21 protein-coding genes are annotated in these 21,596 nt (G+C 63.1%); 12 read left to right on the top strand and 9 right to left on the bottom strand.

Translation table 11 applies throughout. From position 1 onward, the window contains the following. Positions 1-3 precede the first annotated feature (3 nt). Both trhO and AC2FNS_RS03305 read left to right on the top strand, forming a co-directional pair. Positions 4-909, top strand: coding sequence for an oxygen-dependent tRNA uridine(34) hydroxylase TrhO (gene trhO / locus AC2FNS_RS03310; protein ID WP_496713245.1), 906 nt, complete (start codon positions 4-6; stop codon positions 907-909). 74 nt (positions 910-983) lie between these two features. Further along, complete coding sequence (locus tag AC2FNS_RS03305; protein ID WP_496680019.1) at positions 984-1,496, top strand: potassium channel family protein; 513 nt, start codon at positions 984-986, stop codon at positions 1,494-1,496. Between the two features lie 3 nt (positions 1,497-1,499). On the opposite strand, the gene AC2FNS_RS03300 is transcribed toward AC2FNS_RS03305, so the two are convergent. Continuing rightward, positions 1,500-1,829: a hypothetical protein gene (locus AC2FNS_RS03300; protein ID WP_496689552.1), complete on the bottom strand. Its 330-nt coding sequence runs from the start codon at positions 1,827-1,829 to the stop codon at positions 1,500-1,502. Between the two features lie 190 nt (positions 1,830-2,019). On the opposite strand from AC2FNS_RS03300, the gene betB reads away from it, so the two are divergent. The 3 genes from betB to AC2FNS_RS03285 all read left to right on the top strand — a co-directional run bounded on the left by betB (position 2,020) and on the right by AC2FNS_RS03285 (position 7,406). Further along, positions 2,020-3,474, top strand: a complete 1,455-nt coding sequence (betB, locus tag AC2FNS_RS03295) for a betaine-aldehyde dehydrogenase (RefSeq protein WP_496680016.1) — start codon at positions 2,020-2,022, stop codon at positions 3,472-3,474. 141 nt (positions 3,475-3,615) lie between these two features. Continuing rightward, on the top strand, positions 3,616-6,060 hold the full coding sequence (locus AC2FNS_RS03290; RefSeq protein WP_496713243.1) for a GcvT family protein: 2,445 nt from the start codon (positions 3,616-3,618) through the stop codon (positions 6,058-6,060). Then, positions 6,057-7,406 (top strand): MmgE/PrpD family protein, encoded by a 1,350-nt coding sequence (locus AC2FNS_RS03285; protein WP_496803773.1) that lies wholly within the window; start codon positions 6,057-6,059, stop codon positions 7,404-7,406. The genes AC2FNS_RS03290 and AC2FNS_RS03285 overlap by 4 nt, the downstream gene beginning before the upstream one ends. Before the next feature lie 18 nt (positions 7,407-7,424). Here the strand turns inward: AC2FNS_RS03285 and thpR are convergent, their stop codons facing one another. From thpR to AC2FNS_RS03255, 6 genes are all read right to left on the bottom strand, one after another. Beyond that, the gene (thpR, locus tag AC2FNS_RS03280; protein ID WP_496680012.1) at positions 7,425-7,940 is read right to left on the bottom strand and encodes an RNA 2',3'-cyclic phosphodiesterase; all 516 of its coding nucleotides are present in this window, start codon (positions 7,938-7,940) and stop codon (positions 7,425-7,427) included. A 125-nt stretch (positions 7,941-8,065) separates the two neighbouring features. Continuing rightward, the gene (locus AC2FNS_RS03275; protein WP_496803772.1) at positions 8,066-10,198 is read right to left on the bottom strand and encodes a hypothetical protein; all 2,133 of its coding nucleotides are present in this window, start codon (positions 10,196-10,198) and stop codon (positions 8,066-8,068) included. Positions 10,199-10,212: 14 nt separating this feature from the next. Beyond that, complete coding sequence (gene motA, locus AC2FNS_RS03270) at positions 10,213-11,082, bottom strand: flagellar motor stator protein MotA (protein ID WP_496680009.1); 870 nt, start codon at positions 11,080-11,082, stop codon at positions 10,213-10,215. Positions 11,083-11,127: 45 nt separating this feature from the next. Beyond that, a complete protein-coding gene (locus AC2FNS_RS03265; protein ID WP_496680008.1) occupies positions 11,128-11,706 on the bottom strand; it encodes a MotE family protein in 579 nt (192 codons plus the stop codon). Then, positions 11,703-12,314 carry a hypothetical protein gene (locus AC2FNS_RS03260; RefSeq protein ID WP_496710863.1) on the bottom strand — a complete coding sequence of 204 codons (612 nt, stop codon included), beginning with the start codon at positions 12,312-12,314 and terminating at the stop codon, positions 11,703-11,705. The genes AC2FNS_RS03265 and AC2FNS_RS03260 overlap by 4 nt, the downstream gene beginning before the upstream one ends. A 9-nt stretch (positions 12,315-12,323) precedes the next feature. After that, complete coding sequence (locus AC2FNS_RS03255; RefSeq protein ID WP_496710862.1) at positions 12,324-12,845, bottom strand: flagellar basal body-associated FliL family protein; 522 nt, start codon at positions 12,843-12,845, stop codon at positions 12,324-12,326. 86 nt (positions 12,846-12,931) lie between these two features. Here AC2FNS_RS03255 and fliF point away from each other — a divergent pair, with 86 nt between their 5' ends. Genes fliF through fliP form a run of 4 tightly spaced genes read left to right on the top strand, consistent with a single transcriptional unit; the run spans position 12,932 to position 16,128 of the window. Beyond that, positions 12,932-14,524: a flagellar basal-body MS-ring/collar protein FliF gene (gene fliF / locus AC2FNS_RS03250; protein WP_496710861.1), complete on the top strand. Its 1,593-nt coding sequence runs from the start codon at positions 12,932-12,934 to the stop codon at positions 14,522-14,524. Further along, positions 14,524-15,120, top strand: a complete 597-nt coding sequence (locus AC2FNS_RS03245; protein ID WP_496743283.1) for a FliH/SctL family protein — start codon at positions 14,524-14,526, stop codon at positions 15,118-15,120. Before fliF ends, AC2FNS_RS03245 begins: the two co-directional genes overlap by 1 nt. Continuing rightward, positions 15,113-15,400, top strand: coding sequence for a FliM/FliN family flagellar motor switch protein (locus AC2FNS_RS03240; protein WP_496710859.1), 288 nt, complete (start codon positions 15,113-15,115; stop codon positions 15,398-15,400). The genes AC2FNS_RS03245 and AC2FNS_RS03240 overlap by 8 nt, the downstream gene beginning before the upstream one ends. Beyond that, a complete protein-coding gene (gene fliP, locus AC2FNS_RS03235; protein WP_496710858.1) occupies positions 15,397-16,128 on the top strand; it encodes a flagellar type III secretion system pore protein FliP in 732 nt (243 codons plus the stop codon). The genes AC2FNS_RS03240 and fliP overlap by 4 nt, the downstream gene beginning before the upstream one ends. 9 nt (positions 16,129-16,137) lie before the next feature. On the opposite strand, the gene AC2FNS_RS03230 is transcribed toward fliP, so the two are convergent. Both AC2FNS_RS03230 and AC2FNS_RS03225 read right to left on the bottom strand, forming a co-directional pair. Then, positions 16,138-17,577: a sensor histidine kinase gene (locus AC2FNS_RS03230; RefSeq protein ID WP_496710857.1), complete on the bottom strand. Its 1,440-nt coding sequence runs from the start codon at positions 17,575-17,577 to the stop codon at positions 16,138-16,140. Beyond that, positions 17,574-18,311: a response regulator transcription factor gene (locus tag AC2FNS_RS03225; RefSeq protein ID WP_496679997.1), complete on the bottom strand. Its 738-nt coding sequence runs from the start codon at positions 18,309-18,311 to the stop codon at positions 17,574-17,576. The genes AC2FNS_RS03230 and AC2FNS_RS03225 overlap by 4 nt, the downstream gene beginning before the upstream one ends. Before the next feature lie 221 nt (positions 18,312-18,532). Here AC2FNS_RS03225 and AC2FNS_RS03220 point away from each other — a divergent pair, with 221 nt between their 5' ends. The 3 genes from AC2FNS_RS03220 to AC2FNS_RS03210 are packed head-to-tail and all read left to right on the top strand — an operon-like array spanning position 18,533 to position 21,594. After that, positions 18,533-19,777: an ABC transporter substrate-binding protein gene (locus AC2FNS_RS03220; protein WP_496710856.1), complete on the top strand. Its 1,245-nt coding sequence runs from the start codon at positions 18,533-18,535 to the stop codon at positions 19,775-19,777. 58 nt (positions 19,778-19,835) lie between these two features. Then, positions 19,836-20,708: a carbohydrate ABC transporter permease gene (locus AC2FNS_RS03215; RefSeq protein WP_496679993.1), complete on the top strand. Its 873-nt coding sequence runs from the start codon at positions 19,836-19,838 to the stop codon at positions 20,706-20,708. After that, entirely contained in the window at positions 20,701-21,594 is an 894-nt protein-coding gene (locus AC2FNS_RS03210; RefSeq protein ID WP_496710855.1) for a carbohydrate ABC transporter permease, read from the top strand. Before AC2FNS_RS03215 ends, AC2FNS_RS03210 begins: the two co-directional genes overlap by 8 nt. The last annotated feature ends 2 nt before the right edge of the window (positions 21,595-21,596 follow it).

The following is a 21,596-nucleotide window of genomic DNA, read 5'->3' as shown; positions in this document are numbered from 1 at the left end:
GCCATGTACACGATCGCCGCACTGTATCACTTCACCCGTTTTGCCGACCCGGACGCCCTGCGCGCGCCGCTGCTGAAGCTGTGCCGCGCGCAGTCGGTCAAGGGCACGCTGCTGCTGGCGCATGAAGGCATCAACGGCACCATCGCCGGCCCCCGCGCCGGGATCGACGCGGTGCTGGCGCATATCCGGGCGCTGCCGGGCTGTGCGAACCTGGAATGGAAAGAGGCCACCGCCAGCCAGCCGCCGTTTGGCAAGATGAAGGTGCGCCTGAAGAAAGAGATCGTGACCATGGGCCAGCCGGATGTCGATCCGCGCGCCCGCACCGGCCATTATGTCGAGCCGCAGGACTGGAACGATCTGATCCGCTCGGATGATGTGGTGGTTATCGACACGCGCAACGACTATGAGGTGTCGATCGGCACATTCGAAGGCGCAATCGACCCTAAAACGGACAGTTTCCGCGATTTTCCCGCTTGGTGGGAGCAGAACAAGCATAGGTTCCACAACAAGCGCGTCGCCATGTTCTGCACCGGCGGCATTCGCTGCGAGAAATCCACCAACTATCTGCTTGGGCAGGGGGTCGAGGATGTCTACCACCTGAAGGGCGGCATCCTGCGCTATCTCGAGGAGGTCCCGCCCGAAGACAGCACCTGGAAGGGTGAATGCTTCGTGTTCGACAACCGCGTGTCGGTGGGGCACGGGCTGGTCGAGGGGCCGCACCAGCTGTGTCATGGCTGCCGCCGCCCGATCCTGCCCCAGGACATGGAGCGCCCTGAATACGAGCATGGCGTGTCTTGCCACCAATGCATCCACGAGACGTCCGAGGCCGACAAGGCGCGGTTCCGCGAACGGCAGAAACAAATCGCGCTGGCGCGGGCGCGAGGCGAAGAGCATCTGGGCGGTCAATAGCGAGTCGCGAAAGCGCTTGTGATGGCGGACGCTTCGGTGAAGGATGGCCGAAGCCGAACCGCCGAGGATGACAGATGCCCGCCGACCCAACCACCTTCGAGGACTGGAAGCCCACATTGCTGGCCGCGCTGGGGCTGATTCTTGTCAGCACGATGGCCTGGTATCTGCTGTCGCATCTGAACGAGGCGACCGCGGGCACCACGATCGGGACCGCCACGACGATCGGGCTGGCGTTTTTGCTGGTGTGGCAGACCTGGTACTACATGACTCGGGTTCGCAACCCCAAGCGGCAGCTGCTGCTGATGGGGATCTCGTTCATTCAGGCGGTGCCGTTCCTGTTTGCAGCCGTCTATGGGTCATATGGGTATCACGACCTGTGTGTCGAGGGCGCGCGCCGCCCCAGCGATGTGCTGTATTTCTCGTATGTCACCTTCACTACGGTCGGGTTCGGCGACCTGCGGCCCATCGGCGTCTGCCGGGCCCTGGCCGTGGCCGAGGCCATCACCGGATATATCCTGCTGGGCCTGTTCGTGGCCGCCGCCGTGGGCCTGTACGGCAGCACCCATCGCGCCCGGCGAAACCACTGACGCTTACTTGTTGCGGTCGATCCACTGTGACATGGCACGTTTGTCGCGAAAGCACTCATCCGGGATCGGGCGGCGCTTGCTGCGCGAAATACGTTCGGCAAATGCCACCTGCTTGCCGGTGGGATAGTTTGCAAAGGGCGACGTGTCCCTTGGTTTGTGTGCTGAAATCCAATCGGACATTGACCGTCGGTCACGCTGCGCTTCGACGGGAATCTCCAGCGCGGCCTGATGGGCGATCGCGCGGGCATAGCGCATCTGCCGATCCGTGACCGGCAGTAGGTGATAGTCGTTTGTGGGCTCCATCCGGGCCGTAATCTGCCGGGACCGTTGCATCGTGCAATCCTCCGATCATGTGGAACATAAATGGAACATTAACCAAATTTTTCAAGTTTTCTTGCGGATTCAGCGGCGGAAACTGGCCGATGCCAGTGTTTTATTGACTGACCAATCAACAACCCTTAACTGCGGTTGGAACCCATTTGCCGCTGGCCTGACCGGCGGCCCCGCAAGAAAAGGATCCGCCATGAAATTTCAGCCCACGGCCAGCCATTTCATCGATGGCGAATATGTCGAAGACACCGCAGGCACCCCGATCGACGTGATCTATCCGGCTACGGGCGAGGTCATCGCCCGCCTGCATTCGGCGACGCCGCAGATCATTGAACAGGCTCTAAACAGTGCAAAACGCGCTCAAAAAACCTGGGCGGCGATGACCGGGACCGAGCGCGGCCGCATCCTGCGCCGCGCCGCCGACATCATGCGCGAGCGCAACCGCGAGTTGTCGATCCTCGAAACCCATGACACCGGCAAGCCGTTGCAGGAAACGCTGGTGGCCGATGCGACCTCGGGCGCGGACGCGCTGGAATATTTCGGCGGACTGGCCGGGTCGCTGACCGGCGAGCATATCCCGCTGGGCAGCGGTGATTTCGTCTATACCATCCGCGAGGCGCTGGGCGTCTGCGTCGGCATCGGCGCGTGGAACTACCCCACCCAGATCGCCTGCTGGAAGGGTGCCCCGGCGCTGGCATGTGGCAATGCGATGGTGTTCAAACCCTCGGAAACCACGCCCCTGTCAGCGCTGAAAGTGGCCGAGATCCTGATCGAGGCCGGCGCGCCCAAGGGCATCTACAACGTGGTTCAGGGCTATGGCGATGTGGGCGCCGCGCTGGTCACCGACCCGCGCGTGGCCAAGGTGTCGCTGACCGGATCGGTGCCCACGGGCCGCAAGGTCTATGCCGCCGCCGCCGAGGGCATGAAACACGTCACGATGGAACTGGGCGGCAAGTCGCCCCTGATCGTGTTCGACGACGCCGATATCGAAAACGCCGTCTCGGGTGCGATCCTGGGCAATTTCTATTCCTCGGGCCAGGTCTGTTCCAACGGCACCCGGGTCTTCGTGCAGAAAGGCATCAAAGAGGCCTTTCTGACCCGACTGACCGAACGTCTGGCCAAGGTGAAGATCGGCGACCCGATGGATGAGGCCGTGAATTTCGGCCCGATGGTCAGCGAGAACCAGATGAACATCGTTCTGGGCTATATCGAGAAGGGCAAGGCCGAGGGCGCACGGCTGGTCCATGGCGGCGCGCGGCTGGATCGCCCGGGCTTCTACCTTCAGCCAACGGTCTTTGCCGACGTGACCGACGACATGACCATCGCCCGCGAGGAAATCTTCGGCCCCGTCATGTCGGTGCTGGATTTCGAAACCGAAGACGAGGTGATGGCCCGCGCCAACGCCACCGAGTTCGGCCTGGCCGCCGGCGTGTTCACCAACGACCTGACCCGCGCTCATCGCGTGGTGGCCGGTTTCGAGGCAGGCACCTGCTACATCAACACCTACAACCTGGCCCCGGTCGAGGCGCCGTTCGGTGGGTCGAAAATGTCGGGCGTCGGGCGCGAGAACTCGAAGCTGGCGATCAACCACTATTCGGAAATGAAAACCGTCTATGTTTCGATGAACGACGTCGAGGCGCCTTACTAGACGATCCCAAACCGGGATTCCGTCCAACTTGCCCTGTTCCCGACATTTGGGGTCGGGAACAGAGCATACGGTGTCCGCACACTGTGGCTGACTTCTGAAGCAGAGGGGTGACGCGCCCCCGCCAGTCAGGAGAGAAGCCCAATGAGAACCCATGCACAGGCCGTCGTGATCGGAGGGGGCCTTGTCGGTTGTTCGATCCTCTACCATCTTGCCAAGCTGGGCTGGACCGACGTGATCCTGCTGGAACGGGACGAGCTGACCAGCGGTTCAACGTGGCACGCGGCGGCCAATATCCATGGGCTGCACGATAACAACAACGTCACCCGCATCCAGCACTACACGATGAACCTGTACAAGCAGCTGGAGCAGGAAACCGGGCAGGGCTGCGGCGTGTTCCAGCCCGGGTCGCTCTACCTTGCCCAGACCGAAGCACGCGAGCACCAGCTGCGCCTGCAAGAGGCCAAGGCGCGGTTCTACGGCTTGAACTTTTATGAGATCAGCCGCGAACAGGCGATGGAGCTGCACCCACTGGCGCAGTTCGACGACATCCGTTGCATCATGTACGAACCTGACGGCGGCAACGTGGACCCCTCGGGCGTAACCCATGCCTATGCCGCCGGAGCGCGCGCGCTGGGGGCCGAGATTCAGCGGTTTTGCCCTGTAATAGGGACTGAACAGCAGCCTGACGGCTCGTGGATTGTGCGAACGGAAAAGGGCGACATCCACACGCAATGGGTGGTCAACGCAGCCGGGTTGTGGGGGCGCGAGGTGGCGTCGCTGGCCGGGCTGGAGCTGCCGCTGCAACCGACCGAACACCAGTATTTCGTAACCGAGGCGATCGACGAGGTGGCAGCCCTTGGCCGCCGTCTGCCCTCGATCGCCGACCGCGACGGCGAGTATTATTTCCGGCAGGAAGGCAACGGGTTGCTGATCGGCGCCTACGAGAAGGACATGCGGTTCTGGGCCGAGGACGGCACGCCCCTGGATTTCGCCCATGACCTGTTTCCCGACGATCTGGACCGGATCATGGAGAACGTGATCCGCGCGACCGAGCGTGTGCCGGTGGCCGCGACCGCAGGCGTGAAACGGGTGATCAACGGCCCGATGATCTGGTCGCCGGATTCCAACGCCATCTGGGGGCCGGTGCCCGAGCTGCGCAACTATTTCTGCTGCACCGGTATTGTCCCCGGATTCTCGCAATCGGGTGGGCTGGGCCTCTTGGCCGCGCAATGGATGATCGAGGGCGAGCCGCAATACGACATGTTCGCCTGGGATCTGGCGCGGTTCGGCGACTGGACCGACAAGAAATTCACCAAGGCGCGGGTCGCCGACCAATATTCCCACCGCTTTGCCATCCACTTCCCGAACGAAGAACGCAGCGCTGGCCGCCCCGCTCGTGTGCGCCCTGCCTATGAGATGCAGAACCAGATGGGCGCGGTCTTCGGCCTCAACTGCGGCTGGGAACACCCGCTGTGGTTCGCCGACCGGCCCGGAACGGTCGAGACCACCGGCTTCACCCGCCAAAACTGGTTCGAACCGGTGGGGCAAGAGGCCCGGATGCTGCGCGAGAGCGTGGGCGTGATCGACATCTCGAACTTTGCCAACTACGTCATCAAGGGGCCGGGCGCGCATGACTGGCTCGACCGGCTGGTGGCCAACCGAGTTCCGACCGAGGTGGGACGTTCGTGCCTGACCCCGATGATCTCGGTGCGCGGTGGCGTGGCGGGGGATTTCACCATCACCAAGACCGCCGAGGACGAATACATGATGATCGGCTCGGGCATGGCCGAACGCTATCATCAGCGGTTCTTCAACATGGTGGACCTGTCCGAAGGCACCACCTTCGAAGTCGCCACCAACCGCATCGCAGGCTTCAACGTCGCTGGCCCGAAATCGCGCGAGGCCTTGCAACGGCTGACCAACGCCGACCTGTCGAACGCGGCGTTCCGCTTCATGCGCTCGGCCACGATCGAGGTTGCCGGCGTCACCTGCCTGGCCATCCGCGTCAGCTTCACCGGCGATCTGGGGTGGGAGCTGCACTGCGCCGAAAGCGACCAAGTCAGACTCTATACTGCGCTTCTGGACGCGGCCCATGCCTGCGGTGGTGGGCCGGTCGGCAGCCGGGCTCTGGGCGCATTGCGGATCGAAAAGGGTTATGGCTCGTGGGGTCGTGAGTATTCTCAGGAGTACTGGCCGCACGAGGTCGGTCTGGATGGGTTGATCAAGCCAGACAAGGATTTCCTGCACAAGGCGGCCTGGCTGGCGATCAAGGACAATCCCGCGCGCGAGGTGTTGTCGATTTTCGAGGTCAATATCACGCACGATGCCGATGCCAGCGGGGGCGAGCCGATCTTTACCCCAGATGGTACGCCCGTCGGGCGCGTCACCTCGGGTGCCTATGGCTACACGGTCGGCAAGTCGCTGGCCATCGGATACGCCAACCCTGATGTCGCCCAGCCGGGTGACGAGGTGTATGTCTTCATCCTGGGCAAGCCGCACAGGGCACGGATCTTGCATGCGCCTCCGTTCGACCCCAAGGGCTTGCGATTGCGTGACCAAAAACCGGTGATGGAGGGCGCCAAGTGACCGAAACCTTTGCCCGCGTTGCCGAGTTTGTTCTAAACCGCCCGGCGGATAAAATGCCCGACAGCGCGCGCGAAGCGGCGGCCCTGATGCTGCTGGATACTTTGGGCATCGTGATTGCCTCGACCCCGATGGAGGCCGGTGTTATCGCCCGCGACACTGCGGCATTGCTGTACGGAACGACCGATCCTGCGTTCTCGGCGCGGATGCTGTGCGATGGGCGCCGGGTCAGTCTGGCGGGCGCAGCTTACGCGGCCGCCACGCAGACTGACAATCTCGACGGGCACGACGGCTACAACCCGACCAAGGGGCATATCGGTGTCGTGGCAATACCCGCGCTGTGCGCATTGGCCGAGCACTGCCCTGACCTGTCCGGACCCGATGCCTTGGCGGCCGTCATCACCGGCTATGAAATCGCGGGCCGCGCGGGTATCACGTTGCACGCCACCGTCAGTGACTATCACACCTCGGGGGCGTGGAACGCACTGGGCGTCGCGGCGATGGCGGCCCGCTTGCGGGGCCATTCATCCGACCAGTTGCGCCAAGGCCTTGGCATTGCCGAATATCACGGCCCCCGCAGCCAGATGATGCGCGAGATCGCCAACCCAACCATGCTGCATGACGGCTCGGGCTGGGGCGCGCTGGTGGGAATGTCGGCGGCAATTCTGGCCGAGCGCGGCTTTGCCGGCGCCCCTGCCATCACCATCGAGGAGGACCGCGCCGCACCCTATTGGCAGGACCTCGGCACGTTTTGGCAGATGGAACATCAATATGTGAAACCCTATCCGATCTGCCGCTGGGCCCATGCCGCCATAGACGGGCTGCGCACGGTGATGCACACGCACGGTCTGACCCATGACCGGATCGCCCATGTTGATATCAATACCTTTCATGAGGCATGCCAGCTGTTTTCCGGCGTGCCGCAGACGACGTCTCAGGCTCAGTACTCGCTGCCCTTCGCCGTTGCGGTGCAAGCGGTGCACGGCCGGATCGGAGTGGAACACTTGATGGGGTCGGGGCTAGCTGACACGGACGTGGTCGGGTTCATGTCACGAATTTCGGTTCGAACATGCGATCGGCACTCGGCCCGGTTTCCAGCCGGACGCTGGGCGGACGTCTCGGTCACGACACGCGACGGCCGGTTGTTGCACTCGGGGGACACGCATGCCCGGGGTGGCCCCGAAGCGCCGATGTCGCGCCAGGATGTCATTGACAAATTCCTGGAATTCGCAATGCCGCAGATCTGGGGTGTTGCCAAGACGCTGGCCGAGGCTGTTCTCGACCTGGTCGACCCCGATGCGCGGTTCGACCGAGTTGCCAGCTTTCTCTACCCGGGCCTTGACCGGTAACGCCCGCCCCGCCCGATGTCAGGTGTCGGGCAGCAGGGGATAGTCGGCAAGCCGATCATACCGCGATCCCTGCGGAGTCAGGGTCGAGGAGAAAAGCGCGAACCGGTCTACCGGCATGTCTGGCGCATCCGGCAAGAACCCGGAAAAACCCTTGAGCAGAGCCGGATTCGCGCCGCGCTGGATGGTGATGTGCGGCCGAAATCTGCGCCGCGGTACGTCGATGCCCGCCCTTCGCGCCAGTTGCAGAGTTTTCGTCTGCAATTCCTGCAAGGACGGGTTTTTCGCAACGGCCAAGTGTATGGTGTTTCCAAACATTCCCAAACCGTCGAACCGGATGCAAAAGGCAGGGTGCTGAACGCGCTCCAATTCGACATGCAGAACGGAAAGTTGTTCTTCCGGCGTGTCCCCCAGAAAAGCCAGTGTGACATGCAGATTCTCTGCCACAACCGGGCGACCTCCGGAAAAGCCGGATTGTAGGACGCGGCAGAACCGCACCAGATCCGGCGTTGCGGGAATGGCCAGAAAACTGCGCATTTCGTCCAGACCTGACAGGCCGGTTCGGGGCCTGTCTCATGGGTTTGTATTTCGGTCAGCCCATCTTGAGCTGGCGGACGAACTTTGCAAGCCTCGGCGCGACGCCCATGGTCGGTTCAAGGTCGTCATTCTGCGTCCGTTTCGACAAGAGCCAGCAGATCTCGGATTTTTTCGCGCGTTCCGGTGCTGGTCTCCAACAGTTCCCGCGCGTCCTTCAAGGGCGATTCCGGTGACCGTTCCGCCGCGTTATCCAGTTCAGCGCTCAAGGCCATCAACCGGCCCACTCGACCGTCCGAAAGGTTGATCTGCGCCCTTGGCGAACCCGCAAACCACGACAGCCGGGCGGCCTCGACATCCTCTCCCAACTCGGTCAGGATCCCTGCGGCTTCCTCAAATTCGCCCAGCTCGGTCAGTGCCGCGGCCCGCAGACGCTGGGTCCGCTCGGATCGGTCGTCTGCCAGTTCTTCCAGCGCCTGTCGCGGCTGGCCTTCCATCATCGCGACGCGGGCGCGCAGCCATGCTCGGTCGCGCTGGCGGGTCCGGTCTTGCCCTTTGTCGACCAGCCGCCGGACTTGCGAGGAAAAACCCAGATCGGCATATCGCTCGGCCAGGGCCAGGGCGGTGTCGGTGCTGAGGCGTTGAACCAGCGACGGATCCATCGCGAAGGTCATGCGGACGAAAGTACCGTCATCCGCCCGTTCTGCCATCAACTGCAGGATACGGTTCTGAGTGCCATCCCAATCGGCGTCCCCCACATGAGCCGTGGAAAGCCGGAATGCCGGTTCAAACTCGTTGAACAGGCTCAGCGCTACGGCATGGCTGCGAGCCATGACGGGCCCGAGTTCCGAGTTCTTCAGTTCAACGGCATAGGCCCCGGCAAGGTCCAGATGTCTTTGGGTGATCGCGCCACGGTCGGCCCATTGCTGCTCGATCAGCCTTGCCAGAGCCAACGGAGCTTCGACCCGCGCCTTGGGATCCTCGATCACCCTGCTCAGCAACGTTCTGCTGCTTTGCGCGTCTTCCGCGGCTGAGGCGACTTGGGCCTTTGCCAAGTTGGTTTCGGCGCTGACTTCTGGCTCGATGCGCTCCACCGAGCGCAGAATCCTGCGGGCAGCCTCCAGTTCTTCGGCCTTCGTGAAGACCTGCGCCAATCTGGGAACAAGATGGCGCCGCAGATGTTCGGGCAACCGTTGGAACGATTGCTCGACTGTTTCCGGCCGAGCCTCGGGCTGCAACTCTCCTTGGGCGAGCGCGGCCCAAAGCGCTATTGCACCGTCACAACGTTGCAACCCCTCGAATGGTGGCGGCCCGTCGGATGGAAGCGCATCGATGACCGTCGCAATGCCGGCAACCCACTCTGCTTCCTCGGGAACCTGGGAGAGCAGGCCCAACGTTTGTACCGCTTCGGCTCCGAAGCCGAAATAGGTCAGGACCTCGGCAAGCCTGATCACGGCGTCTGGATCGATGCGATCGAACTCTTGGAACAGGGCGCGGCGTAGGTCTGCCACCTGCTGATGGAACGGACGGCCATCTGTCCAGGACTCGAAGTCCAATGCGGCGTCCGAGATGCAGGCCGGCCCAGGTTCCAGAATTGGCAATGGCAAATTCGCCATGAAGCCCAACTCGTCCAAAACCGAGGTTATCGCCAGGTTTGGTGACAGGTCGGACCCAAGCAAAGTCGGCGGAGGCGGCGTCGAGGCGCGCGGCCCGACGCCCGACAGGTCGAGATCGACGATCTCGCGGTCGGCACTCTGCAGGAAGCGGGTGGCTAGACGGTCTTCGATGTCTTGCCGGCTCAGGCGCAGTAAAGGTTCGGCCAGATGGGTCAAAGGCAGGTCTTTGGCCGGTGTCGCCTGGTCCACGCGGGGAAGAACCGGTGGCGGGATATCGAGATCGGGCAAGGGCAGCGCCTTCCCCGGAGCGATGTCCACCACGACCATCGTGTCCTTGAACAGAAAAGCGGTTGCCGCACAGTCGCAGCCGAATTCCATTTCCAGCGGCGCGCCCGGCTGCGCTTGCGTGAGGCCCGAAAGCCGGTTGCCCGACAGGCGTGTAAATACCGATTTCATGTCGAACACCACGTCGGTCAGGGCCAGCGAAAGGGTGGCCCCCTTCTTGCGATGTGTCAGCCGCCAGGAGGTTCCGGTCGGAACTTGCACCACCAGCCGGGTATAGCCGTCATGTTCGCCCGATCGCACCGGAATGGTGGTTTGCGCCACTGCTCCTCCGGTCGCGAAGCTCAGAAAAGCAAATGCCATAGCCAGCCTTCGCATCATGCCGCCGCCTGCTTGATTTCCTTTAGTGCTTCTTCCAGTTCAGTGAAATTCGGCCGGTTGTGGGTCGGCGTGTTCTGCCGTCCGACCTCGATACACATCGCCGCGTTGTGGTTGTGAAGGTTGGCGACCAAAACTTCCTTGATCAGTTGGTAGAAATGGTTGTCTTCCTCGACGACCGCTTTCAGCTTTCCGGCGAACGGGCCGACTAGGCCATAAGCCAAAAACACCCCCAGGAAGGTCCCGACCAATGCGCCCCCGATCAACTTGCCCAGAACCTCCGGCGGCTGGTCGATCGACCCCATGGTCTTGATCACACCCAGAACCGCAGCAACGATTCCCAAGGCCGGCAGGCCGTCGGCAACCGTCTGAAGAGCGTGGCTGGAATGCATGGCATGGTGAAAATTGGCTTCCATGCGTTTCTCCAGAACCTCTTCGACCTGGTGCGGGTCATCATAGTTCATCGCCGCAGACCGCAAGGTGTCGCAGATCAGGTCGACGGCCTCCTTGTCGGCCTGAATCTTGGGATACGCCGCGAACAGAGAGGAGTTTTCCGGATCCTCGATATGCCCCTCGACCTCGACCGGGTTGGACCGGGCCAGCCGGATCAGCGAAAATAACAAGCACAACAGGTCCCGATAGTCTTCGGGTTTCCATTTTGGGCCCTTGAACACCTTTCCCAGATCCTTGACCGTATGCTTGACCGCGGACATGTCGTTGCTGATCAGGAAAGCGCCGACGGCGGCCCCACCGATCATCATCATCTCGAAAGGCAGGGATTTCAGGATGATGGCCATCTTGCCGCCGGCGGCAAGATAACCGCCGAAAACCATCGCGAAAATGACGACAATACCAAGAATTCCAATCATGCTTGCTCTCCGACAGGGCGACATTTGGAGTGGTGGGGCAACGGCCTACTCCGTAGGTGCGTTGGCATTGCGGCCTGCCAAGACGACACTGATCGTATAGGCCACCTGAGGGTTCAGCCCGGCCATGATGCCGGCGGCCGTATCCGAGGGCATGCGCGCCAGGAAACCCGCGGCGAATACAGGGTCCATCGTTTCGAATAACTTTGCGGCGTCCTTCGGCTTCATGTTCTGGTAGACATCGGTCAGACGCGCCAGATCCCGCTCGGCCGCCTGGTCGGCAACGGCCAGAGTTTCCCGCAGCGACTCTTCGGCCTTCCGCAGATCGGCAAGGCGCTGTGCGATCGTCTTTTCCGCGATCTCGACTACCTTTTCCTTCTCGCGCAGCATGTTCTCCCGCTGTCGGAGCGCGGTTTCCCGCTGCGACAGCTCGGCCAGAAGCGCGTTCAAGTCCGAGGCTTGGGGTTGTGGATCGTGGTGCTCGGCCGCAGCTTTGGGTGCGCGGGCAAGGGCGGGCCCCGCCTCAAGCCCCAATCGGATGACGGCGGACCCGATCATCAAGGCGGAGATCAGGGTCAATACCCCTCCGCGCGCCCGCGGTTGCGCGTGTTGCGGGGCGGAGGTCATTGTCGCGCCTCGCCGCGTTGAGTCGTATGACGGAAGAACAGGACGCCTTTGGGCATCGCTTTTGCCTCCTCGGCGCCCTTCTCCGAACCGCCCCTTGCGTCAGGCTCGTCGTTCGGCTCGGTATCACCTTCGCCCGAGGCGTCTTTCGCTGTCACTTCACCTGCGCTCTCGCCATTTTCTGTTTCGCCGCTTCCTGCGTCGGCTTCGCCCGCTTCGGACTCGTTGAATTCCGGTTCGGCCGGTGCCGCGGGCGGCTCGTCAGGTCGAACCAGGTCGTCAGGTTGCGGCGGTTCGTTCTTTTTTTCGGTATCCGAGCCAGTCGCGGGCACCACATCGTGCATCGAGGCCATGATCAGCTCTAGCCGTTTGGCAACCGATTCCGCGCGTTCGGTCAGGCCTTGCAGTCGCTGCCCAGACTGATCCGAGGCCGCTCGCGCCGCGTCCAGGGATTTTCTCAGCTCTTCCGCCTGGGCGGACAGCACGGAAACCGCCCCGCCGACCCCTTTCTCAAGGTCGGTGAACCGCTTGAGGCGCCGGGCCAGAACGAAACAGTACAAGCCCGCCCCAAGCGCGCCTGCCGCCAGAAGAATGTCCGCAATCAGCTCCAATTTCGCCTCCTAGTTCAACACGAATTCCATGACCAGAACGTCACGCACCCGGCCCTCGCCCACGACCATGCCGATGCGCCGCAGCAAGTGGCCGCGAATCCGCACCAACGCCAGCGAGTCCTCGAGGTCCGACAGATCGACTGCGCGCAGATAGCTGTTCATGACATCCACGATTCGGGGTTTCATCGCCTCGACTTCCGAGGCGTATCCGGCCTCGACCTCGAGCTGAGCATGGAATTTCAGGTGCCGCGAATCGCCGGTGGTTACCGCAACGATAACCTCCGGCAGGTCGACGAACTGAATGTTCGGCGCCGCATGGCCGGCGGGGGACTTTTCCGCCGTTTCTTCATGCGAATCGCGGCCCAGCGGCAACAGCCCTGAACTGGTCATAAAGTACCCGCCGGCAGCGCCAGCCAAGGCCAGCACGAGCCCAACGATCAGCCCTGCTTTACCCGATTTTTCAGGGACTTCTGCCTGTTCTGCAGTCGCGTCCGTCATGGCGTCCTCATTCTTGCGTTCGGACACCGTCATAACCCTGCAGGGACTAACCGATTGTTAAGGGCAATCGTCCAAACAAGGGACGAGCCGCACAGAATGTCGGCGAGTCGGAGGTGAGCGTGCAGCAGATCGGAACTGTCTGGGCAAGTTTGGACAGGCGCAAGCAAATCATCGTGGCGGGCGCCGCGATCCTGGTATTCCTGAGTGTGCTGGCCATGTCGCGGCTGGTGACTTCTCCATCGATGACCCTGTTGTATGCCGGGCTGGAAAGCGGCGCGGCGGGCGACATCGTTCGCGCACTGGATCAACGCGGCGTCGCATATGAGATCCGGGGCGGTTCGATCTATGTGCCAGCCTCCCAGCGGGATGAACTGCGCATGACGCTGGCGTCCGAGGGCCTGCCGGCCAATGGCAATCGGGGCTATGAACTGCTCGATTCGCTCAGCGGGTTCGGCACCACGTCGCAGATGTTTGACGCCGCCTATTGGCGCGCGAAAGAGGGTGAACTGGCCCGCACCATCGTCAGCAGTCCCCATGTCAGCCAGGCGCGGGTGCATATCGCGAACGGGTCGTCCAACCCGTTCCAGCGGTCGGTCGCCCCCACGGCCTCGGTCTATCTTGTGCCGGCTGGCGCCCGGGTGACGGCCGAGCAGGCCAAGGCAATCCGATTCTTGGTCGCCTCGGCGGTGACCGGATTGGCGCCCGAGGATGTTGCGGTGATCGATTCCAACGGCGCGGTCGTCGGCCCGCAAGAGGCCACGGTCGCTGCCGATACGGCCGACGACAAGGCCAAGCAGCTGCGCGAGCGGGTGTTGCGCCTAGTCGAGGCGCGTGTCGGGCCCGGAAATGGCGTGGTCGAGGTGAGCGTCGATACCGTGACCGAGACCGAGTCGATCCGCGAGCGGCGGTTCGATCCCAAGGGCCGCGTTGCCATCAGCACCGATATCGAGGAACGCTCGGACAGCTCGCGCAACCAGTCTTCGGACGTCACCGTGGCGTCGAACCTGCCGGATGGCGATGCCGCCGGCGGGGACGAATCGAACTCGACCGCGACCCAGACCCGCGAGCGTGTGAACTACGAGGTGTCCGAGACCGAATTGGAAGTGCATCGCGCCCCGGGGGCGATCAAGCGCCTGACCGTGGCGGTCATGGTAAACGGCACGCGCACGGTGGATGCGTCGGGAGCGTCGGTGTTCCATCCGATGCCCGACACCGAGCTTGAGGCCCTGCGCGAACTGGTGGCCTCGGCGGTCGGCTTCGATGCCGAACGCGGGGACGTGATCACGCTCAAGTCGATGGAATTGCCGCAAGTGGAGCCGCAGGGAACCCTGGCCACGGCCTCGATCTGGCAGAACATTCATCTGGACACGATGTCGTTGATCCAGATGGCGGTATTGGCGATCGTGTCGCTGGTGATGGGGCTGTTCGTGATCCGTCCGATCCTGACCAACGCTCCGGTCGCGGCATTGCCGCCGGCGGCCGAGCGGTCGACGGCACCGGATGCCCAATATCTGGTCGGCGAGATCGCCGACGGCCAGGATCAGGATTTCGCGCCGCTTGCCCCGGCCGCCGACCAAGGCGCGGTCCCCGCAATTGCGCAAGCCACGTCCGAGGATGCGGTCGCGCGTCTGCGCAGCATGATCGGCGACAAGCAGGAGGAAACGGTCGAAATCCTGCGCAGCTGGCTTGAGGAAAGCGAGGAGAAGGTGTGATGTCGATAGCCCATCTGCTCGAGGATTTCACCGCCCAGGCCGAAGGCGCCCCGATGCGCCTTCTGGACGAGGAAGCGTTGGAGGAAGAACGGTTCGCAGCCTTTGAAAAGGGATACGGGGCCGGCTGGGAGGACGCGTTGCAGGCTCAGGGGAAGGGCCGGGCTGCCCTGACCGAAGAGTTGCGCGCCGCCTTCGCGGACCTGTCTTTCAGCTATCACGAGGCGCTGACCCGCATGACCTTGTCGCTCGAGCCGATGTTCCAGTCGCTCGTGCAGGTGGTTCTGCCGCAGGCCATCGATCAGGGTTTTGCGGCGCGCGTAGTCGAACAGTTGTGCGAACTGTCACGTGAACAGGTTGCCCAGCCGGTGCACCTGGTCGTGCCTCCGGGCGCGGCCGAGGACGTCTCGGCGCTGTTGCCCGGCGGCATCGACCCTGCACCCAAGGTGGTCGAGGACCCGGCACTGCAGCCTGGACAGGCGCGGTTGCAGGTCGGCACGGCCCGCGCCGAGGTCGATTGCGCGGCGCTGTTGGAGACGATCGCCGCAGCGTTCAACGCGTATGTATTCGAGGCAAAAGAGGCTTTGTCAAATGAGTGAAAACCAGCCCCCCAAACCGGAAAAATACAACCCGTTCGAGACGGTGCCGATCGAAGTGACTGTCTCGGTCGGCCGGGCGCGTCCGTTGGTTCGCGACCTGCTGAACATGGGCGAAAACGCGGTTCTGACGCTGGACAAACGTGTCGAGGATCCGGTCGACCTGTATGTCGGCGATCAACTGGTTGCGCGTGGTCTGCTGGAAGAGATGGAGGGGGAGCATGCTGGCCAGCTTGCCGTGCGCCTGACCGAGATCTCGGATTTCAAGACCGGGCTGGGATGATGCGCGGCGGATTCTGGCTGATCCTCGCGGCGGTGTTGCTGGCGCCGGCACTGGCTTCGGCCCAGGAGATGTCGCTGTCTCTGGGCGAGGGCGGCTCGATATCGGCGCGCACGATCCAGTTGATTCTTCTGATCACCGTGCTCAGCCTGGCGCCCGGGCTGGCGATCATGGTCACCTGTTTTCCGTTTCTCGTGACGGTTTTGGCAATTCTGCGGCAGGGGATCGGGCTGCAACAATCGCCGCCCAACATGCTGATCGTCAGCCTGGCGATGTTCCTGACCTATTTCATCATGGAGCCGGTTTTCACCCAGGCCTGGGACACCGGAATCCGGCCGATGGTCGAGGAAACGATGGACGTCGAGCCTGCGTTGGAGCGTGCGCTGGTGCCGTTTCGCGAATTCATGGCCGCGCGGCTGGATGCCGATACGTTCCGGGCGATGGCTGCCCTGCGGCCGAATGGCGAAACGTTGGAGCTGTCGCCGCAGGCGCCTCTGTCGGTGCTGATGCCGTCCTTCATGCTGTCCGAGATCGCCCGCGCGTTTCAGATCGGGTTCCTGATCTTCCTGCCGTTCCTGATCATCGATCTGGTGGTAGCCGCGGTGCTGATGTCGATGGGTATGATGATGGTTCCCCCGGCTACGGTGTCGCTTCCGTTCAAGCTGGCGTTCTTCGTCATCGCCGACGGGTGGTCGTTGATCGCGGGAGCGCTGGTGCGCAGCTACTCGTGAGGCGGAGCGTCACCTCAGGATCGTGAACCGGGCGCGCAACCCCTGTTCGCCGGCCTCGAACCGCAGGGAGCCGCCGTGTTGTTCGGCCACGGTCGCGACGATGGTCAGGCCAAGGCCGAACCCGTCCGACGAGCCGGTGTTGGACCCGCGCCGGAAAGGGGCCATCAGCGCCTCGATATCGGTGACCGTCAGGTCGGTGCCCTTGTCCTCGACGATGACCGTGGCGGTTTCGGCATCGGTCTCCAGCGCAACCCTGGCGTGCCGACCGTATTTCAGCGCGTTGTCGATCAGGTTGGTCAGCGCCCGCCGCAGCGAGATCGGGCGGGCCATCACCAGGATGCGCCGGCTCTCCGGCAGGCTGGCGTGGCCGCGCCGGGACATGAATAAAGAGGAGGCGCCTTCGACTTCGACCGGGGCGATCTGCTGCAGATTCACCGGCAGGTCCATGTCCTGGTAATCGGCCACCAGCGACTCGACCAGCGAGGTCAGTGAGATCTGCCGCGGTTCCTCGACGCTCAACTCCGACCGGGTATAGGTCAGCACGCTTTCGATCATCCCGGTCATCTGGTCGACGTCCGATTCCAGCTTTTCGCGCAGGTCGGGGTCGGGGATCAAGGCCGCGCGCAGCCGCACCCGCGCGGCAGGGGTGCCCAGATCGTGGCTGACCCCCGACAGGACCGTGGCGCGTTTTTCCAGCTGTGCGCGTTCATCCTGAAGATAGTCGTTCACGGCCGAGACGATGTCGCGCAGCTCGGCCGGGCCGGCAATGTCATAGCTTTGGGGACCGCCATGCCGGCGCCGGTCGCGCAGCGCCTGTGCGAAGCGGGCGAAACTGTCGGTGGCATTGCCGATCGATGTGAGGATAGCGGCCAAGGCTACGACCGCCGCTAGGATCGCCGGCAAGCGCAGATCGGTCGGCGCGGCACCGCACCCCCAGACCCGTGTTCCGTCCACCTGCTGCCAAGCACCGCGGCCGTACCGGGCGATCAGGACCGGTTCGCTGCAATAGGTGGCCAGCAGCCGGGTCAGGTTTCCCATTTTCTGCGGACCGGTCTGATCGCTGCCTGAAACAATGTCGGACACCGGATAGACCAGCCGGTCGGACATCACGGCCAGTGTCAATTCGCGCCCGCCCAGCGGCGCGGAACTGTCGGTCAGGATCGACAGGTTGGTTACGAAGCGCCGCTCCTGCAGGCCAGGCAGCTGTTCGAACTCGCCGGCCTCTGCCAGCCGTGCGGCCTGCGGAGACAGCGGCGTGGTCTTGATGTCGGTCAGGGCGCCGCGCCCGGTACGCAAATTTTCGTAGACGGCAAACCCGGCTGCGTAGGCCCGGGTCAGGTAACGGTCCCAGTTGCGGGCCGAAGCAAACCACAGCCCTGCCGCCAGCAATCCGGCGGCGAAGGCTCCGATGGCCCAGACCCAGCCGAGACTGCGCAGGCGCAGGGTCATGCCTCGTCTTCCACGGCCACGTCGCAGGCAAAGACGTATCCCACCCCGCGCGCGGTGCGCAGCATCTGGGGATCCTTGGGGTTGGCCTCGATCTTGGAGCGCAAACGCCCGACCAGAACATCGATGGCGCGGCCCTGAGCCTCGGGCTTGTCGCCGCTGCCGGTCACGTCCAGCGCGGCGGCGATCTCGTCGCGGGTCAGGGGGATGTGGGGATTGGCCAACAGCACCTTGAGCAGCGCGGTTTCCCGCTGCGAAAGAGACACTTGATAGCCGTCGGGGGCATGCACCTCGTCGCGTTTTCCGTCATAGACCCAGCCGCCGAAGCGGAACGTACGGATCCTTCGGCGATAGGCCAGAGACGGCGTGCGCCGCGCGCGCTGCATCACCGCCCGCACGCGCGCCAGTAGCAGCTGCGGGTTGAACGGCTTGGCGATGTAGTCATCGGCGCCCACTTCGTAGCCGGCCATGCGCTGGTGATCGGCCGACAGGGCCGACACGAAGATGATCGGGACGTCTTGTTCTCGGCGCAGGCGGGCACAGATCTCGACCCCGTTCTCGTCACCCAGCATCACGTCCAGCAGGATCAGGTCGATGCGGCCCGATTTCAGGTGCGCACGCACCTGGTCCTCGGTTGCGGCCGGCAGGGCGATGAACCCGTTCTGCTGAAAGAACTGGGTCAGCATCGACCGGATCTCCGGATCGTCGTCGACAACCAGCAAACGTGGAATGCTCACGTTCGTCCTCCCTGAGTTTCCCTACGACGCTGCCCTCAATTGTAACGGACTGCAACGGATTCAAGATCAACGTAACATGCTGTAACAAAAGCCGGGAAAAATTGCCTCCGGCGCCGGGTTCGGGCCAGATTTTCCGTTGCCTGATGACGGTTTGTTTCCGGTAATATTCGGCATCGCCGCCCAAACGGCGGTATGACATAGGTTCTGGGAGGATACCGAACATGAAACGTTTTGCATTCGCCACGGCGTCGTCGCTGGCCGTTCTGGCCGCGTCCTCGGTCATGGCCGAGCCGCAGGCCGAAGTTCTGCACTGGTGGACATCGGGGGGCGAGGCCAAGTCGGTCGCCGTTCTGCAGGAGGAATTCGCGGCCAATGGCGGCACCTGGACGGACATGCCCGTCGCGGGCGGTGGCGGCGACGCGGCAATGACCGCGCTGCGCGCCCGGGTTCTGGCCGGCAACGCGCCGACCGCGGTTCAACTTAAGGGCCCGGCGATCCAGGAATGGTACGAAGAAGGCGTTCTGGCCGACATCTCGAACGTGGCCGAGGCCGAGGGCTGGGACAAGGTTCTGCCCGCTTCGATCGCGGCGCACATGAAGTGCGAGGGCACCTGGTGTGCAGCGCCGGTGAACGTGCACCGGGTCGACTGGATCTGGGCCAATGCCGACGTGCTGGCGGCCAATGGCATCGAGATGCCGACCACTTGGGACGAATTCAACGCCGCCGCCGAGAAGCTGCAGGCCGCGGGTGTGATCCCGCTGGCCCATGGCGGCCAGGCCTGGCAGGACGCGACCGTGTTCGAAACGGTCGTTCTGGGCCTTGGCGGCCCCGAGTTCTACAACAAGGCGCTGGTCGAGCTGGACGCCGAGGCGCTGACCTCGGACACGATGGTCAAGGTGTTCGACCAGATGCGCACTCTGCGTGGTTTCGTTGACGAGAACTTCTCGGGCCGCGACTGGAACCTGGCCACCGCCATGGTCATGAACGGCGAGGCCGCCTTCCAGATCATGGGCGACTGGGCCAAGGGCGAATTCCTGGCTGCAGGCAAGGAACCGGGCAAGGATTTCCTGTGCGCCTCGACCCCCGGCGACGGATACCTGTATAACGTAGACAGCTTTGCGATGTTTGACGTGGAAGGTGACGACAAGCGCGCCGGGCAGGAATTGCTGGCCAAGCTGATCGTCGCGCCCAAGTTCCAGGAAGTGTTCAACCTGAACAAGGGGTCGATCCCGGCCCGGACCGACGTGTCGCTGGACAAATTCGACATGTGCGCCAACATCTCGGCCGAAGACATGGCGACCTCGTCCGAAAACGGCTCGCTGCTGCCGTCCTATGCCCACGGCATGGCGCTGCGCGGGTCACAGGCCGGTGCGATCACCGACGTGGTGACCGCGCATTTCAACTCGGACATGTCCTCGCAAGAGGCCGTGCAACAACTGGCTGACGCAGTGGCCAACAGCTACTGATCTCCAACCCGCCCTGCCCCCATGCGCGGGCAGGGCACCTTTCTCCCCGGAGGCTCAAATGTCGGAATGGCTGGAAAACCACCTGCCCAAGGTGGTGCTGGCACCCTCGTTCATCGCCGTATTGATCTTTGTCTACGGTTTCATCGGATGGACGGCCTGGGTATCGCTGACCCGCTCGAAACTGCTGCCGAAATACGAGATCAAGGGCTTCGTGCAATACGAACGCCTGTTCGACTCGCCCCGCTGGGACACGGCAATCAACAACCTGTACATCTTTGGCGCGCTGTTCATCGTGATCGCGATGGTACTGGGCCTGGCGCTGGCCATCCTGCTGGATCAGAAGATCCGCGTCGAAGGGTTCATCCGCACGATCTACCTGTACCCGATGGCGCTGTCGATGATCGTCACCGGCACCGCGTGGAAATGGATCCTGAACCCCGGTCTGGGGATTGAAGCCACCGTTCGGGGCTGGGGGTTTGAAAACTTCACCTTCGACTGGCTGGTGAACCCCGATTTCGCGATTTATACGATCGTGATGGCGGCGGTCTGGCAAAGCTCGGGCTTCGTGATGGCGCTGTTCCTGGCCGGGCTGCGCTCGGTCGATGGCGAGATCATCAAGGCCGCGCAGGTCGACGGCATCCCCACCTGGCGGATCTACACGGCAATCATCATCCCGTCGATGGCGCCGATCTTCCTGTCGGCCTTCATCGTGCTAGCCCACCTTGCGATCAAGAGTTTTGACCTGGTCATCGCCCTGACCGGCGGCGGCCCCGGCTATGCCACCGATCTGCCGGCCACCTACATGTACGCCATGGCGTTTTCGCGGGGCGACATCGGCCAGGCGGCGGCGTCGGCGATGATCATGATGCTGGTCGTCTTTGCGATCGTGGTTCCTTACCTTTACTCAGAACTGAGGGCGAAAAATGACTGATCTGTCGATGCCCCGAACCCGTGCGCAGGGCACGGCCGGCAAGACCGCGCTGCGCTGGCTGCTGTATATCCTGCTGGGCCTGTTCGCGCTGTATTACCTGATGCCGCTGTTCGTGATGGTCACGACCTCGCTGAAAAGCCTCGAGGAGATCCGCACCGGCAGCCTGATCGCACTGCCCCGCGACGTCACGCTCGAGGCGTGGAAAACCGCCTGGTCCAGTGCCTGCACTGGGATTCAGTGCGAAGGGTTGCGGCCCTATTTCTGGAACTCGGTGCTGATCGCGGTGCCGGCGGTGATCCTGTCGACCCTGCTGGGCGCGCTGAACGGGTATGTCGTGGCGCAGTGGCGGTTCCGCGGGGCCAACATCATCTTTTCGCTGATGCTGTTTGGCTGCTTCATCCCGTTCCAGGTTGTGCTGCTGCCGATGGCGCGGCTGCTGGGGCTGATGGGGCTTGCGGGCACCATTCCGGGCCTGATCTTCGTCCACGTGATCTATGGGCTGGGCTTCACCACGCTGTTTTTCCGCAATTACTATGTCACCATTCCGGCCGAGCTGACCAAGGCGGCGCGGGTGGATGGGGCCGGGTTCCTGCGGATCTTCTGGTCGATCTTCCTGCCGCTGTCGCTGCCCATCATCGTGGTGACGGTGATCTGGCAGTTCACCCAGATCTGGAACGACTTCCTTTTCGGCGTTTCGTTCAGCCAAGCGGGCACGCAGCCCGTGACCGTGGCACTCAACAACATCGTCAACTCAACCACCGGCGTCAAAGAATACAACGTCGACATGGCAGCCGCGATCATCGCGGGGTTGCCGACGCTGCTCGTCTATGTCGTTGCCGGCAAGTATTTCATCCGCGGCCTGACCGCCGGTTCCGTGAAGGGATAACC

The organism is Ruegeria sp. BHSA191 (genome assembly GCF_059613325.1).
The sequence above is the reverse complement of the archived record's forward strand: the minus strand, read 5'-3'. Positions and strand labels throughout refer to the sequence as shown.

Bases quoted from the DNA above. Each gene is read 5' to 3' on its own strand.
- trhO (WP_496713245.1), top strand. From the start codon at position 4: ATGTACACGATCGCCGCACTGTATCACTTCACCCGTTTTGCCGACCCG.
- AC2FNS_RS03305 (WP_496680019.1), top strand. From the start codon at position 984: ATGCCCGCCGACCCAACCACCTTCGAGGACTGGAAGCCCACATTGCTG.
- AC2FNS_RS03300 (WP_496689552.1), bottom strand. From the start codon at position 1,829: ATGCAACGGTCCCGGCAGATTACGGCCCGGATGGAGCCCACAAACGAC.
- betB (WP_496680016.1), top strand. From the start codon at position 2,020: ATGAAATTTCAGCCCACGGCCAGCCATTTCATCGATGGCGAATATGTC.
- AC2FNS_RS03290 (WP_496713243.1), top strand. From the start codon at position 3,616: ATGAGAACCCATGCACAGGCCGTCGTGATCGGAGGGGGCCTTGTCGGT.
- thpR (WP_496680012.1), bottom strand. From the start codon at position 7,940: ATGCGCAGTTTTCTGGCCATTCCCGCAACGCCGGATCTGGTGCGGTTC.
- AC2FNS_RS03275 (WP_496803772.1), bottom strand. From the start codon at position 10,198: ATGGCATTTGCTTTTCTGAGCTTCGCGACCGGAGGAGCAGTGGCGCAA.
- motA (WP_496680009.1), bottom strand. From the start codon at position 11,082: ATGATTGGAATTCTTGGTATTGTCGTCATTTTCGCGATGGTTTTCGGC.
- AC2FNS_RS03265 (WP_496680008.1), bottom strand. From the start codon at position 11,706: ATGACCTCCGCCCCGCAACACGCGCAACCGCGGGCGCGCGGAGGGGTA.
- AC2FNS_RS03255 (WP_496710862.1), bottom strand. From the start codon at position 12,845: ATGACGGTGTCCGAACGCAAGAATGAGGACGCCATGACGGACGCGACT.
- AC2FNS_RS03245 (WP_496743283.1), top strand. From the start codon at position 14,524: ATGTCGATAGCCCATCTGCTCGAGGATTTCACCGCCCAGGCCGAAGGC.
- AC2FNS_RS03240 (WP_496710859.1), top strand. From the start codon at position 15,113: ATGAGTGAAAACCAGCCCCCCAAACCGGAAAAATACAACCCGTTCGAG.
- fliP (WP_496710858.1), top strand. From the start codon at position 15,397: ATGATGCGCGGCGGATTCTGGCTGATCCTCGCGGCGGTGTTGCTGGCG.
- AC2FNS_RS03230 (WP_496710857.1), bottom strand. From the start codon at position 17,577: ATGACCCTGCGCCTGCGCAGTCTCGGCTGGGTCTGGGCCATCGGAGCC.
- AC2FNS_RS03220 (WP_496710856.1), top strand. From the start codon at position 18,533: ATGAAACGTTTTGCATTCGCCACGGCGTCGTCGCTGGCCGTTCTGGCC.
- AC2FNS_RS03215 (WP_496679993.1), top strand. From the start codon at position 19,836: ATGTCGGAATGGCTGGAAAACCACCTGCCCAAGGTGGTGCTGGCACCC.
- AC2FNS_RS03210 (WP_496710855.1), top strand. From the start codon at position 20,701: ATGACTGATCTGTCGATGCCCCGAACCCGTGCGCAGGGCACGGCCGGC.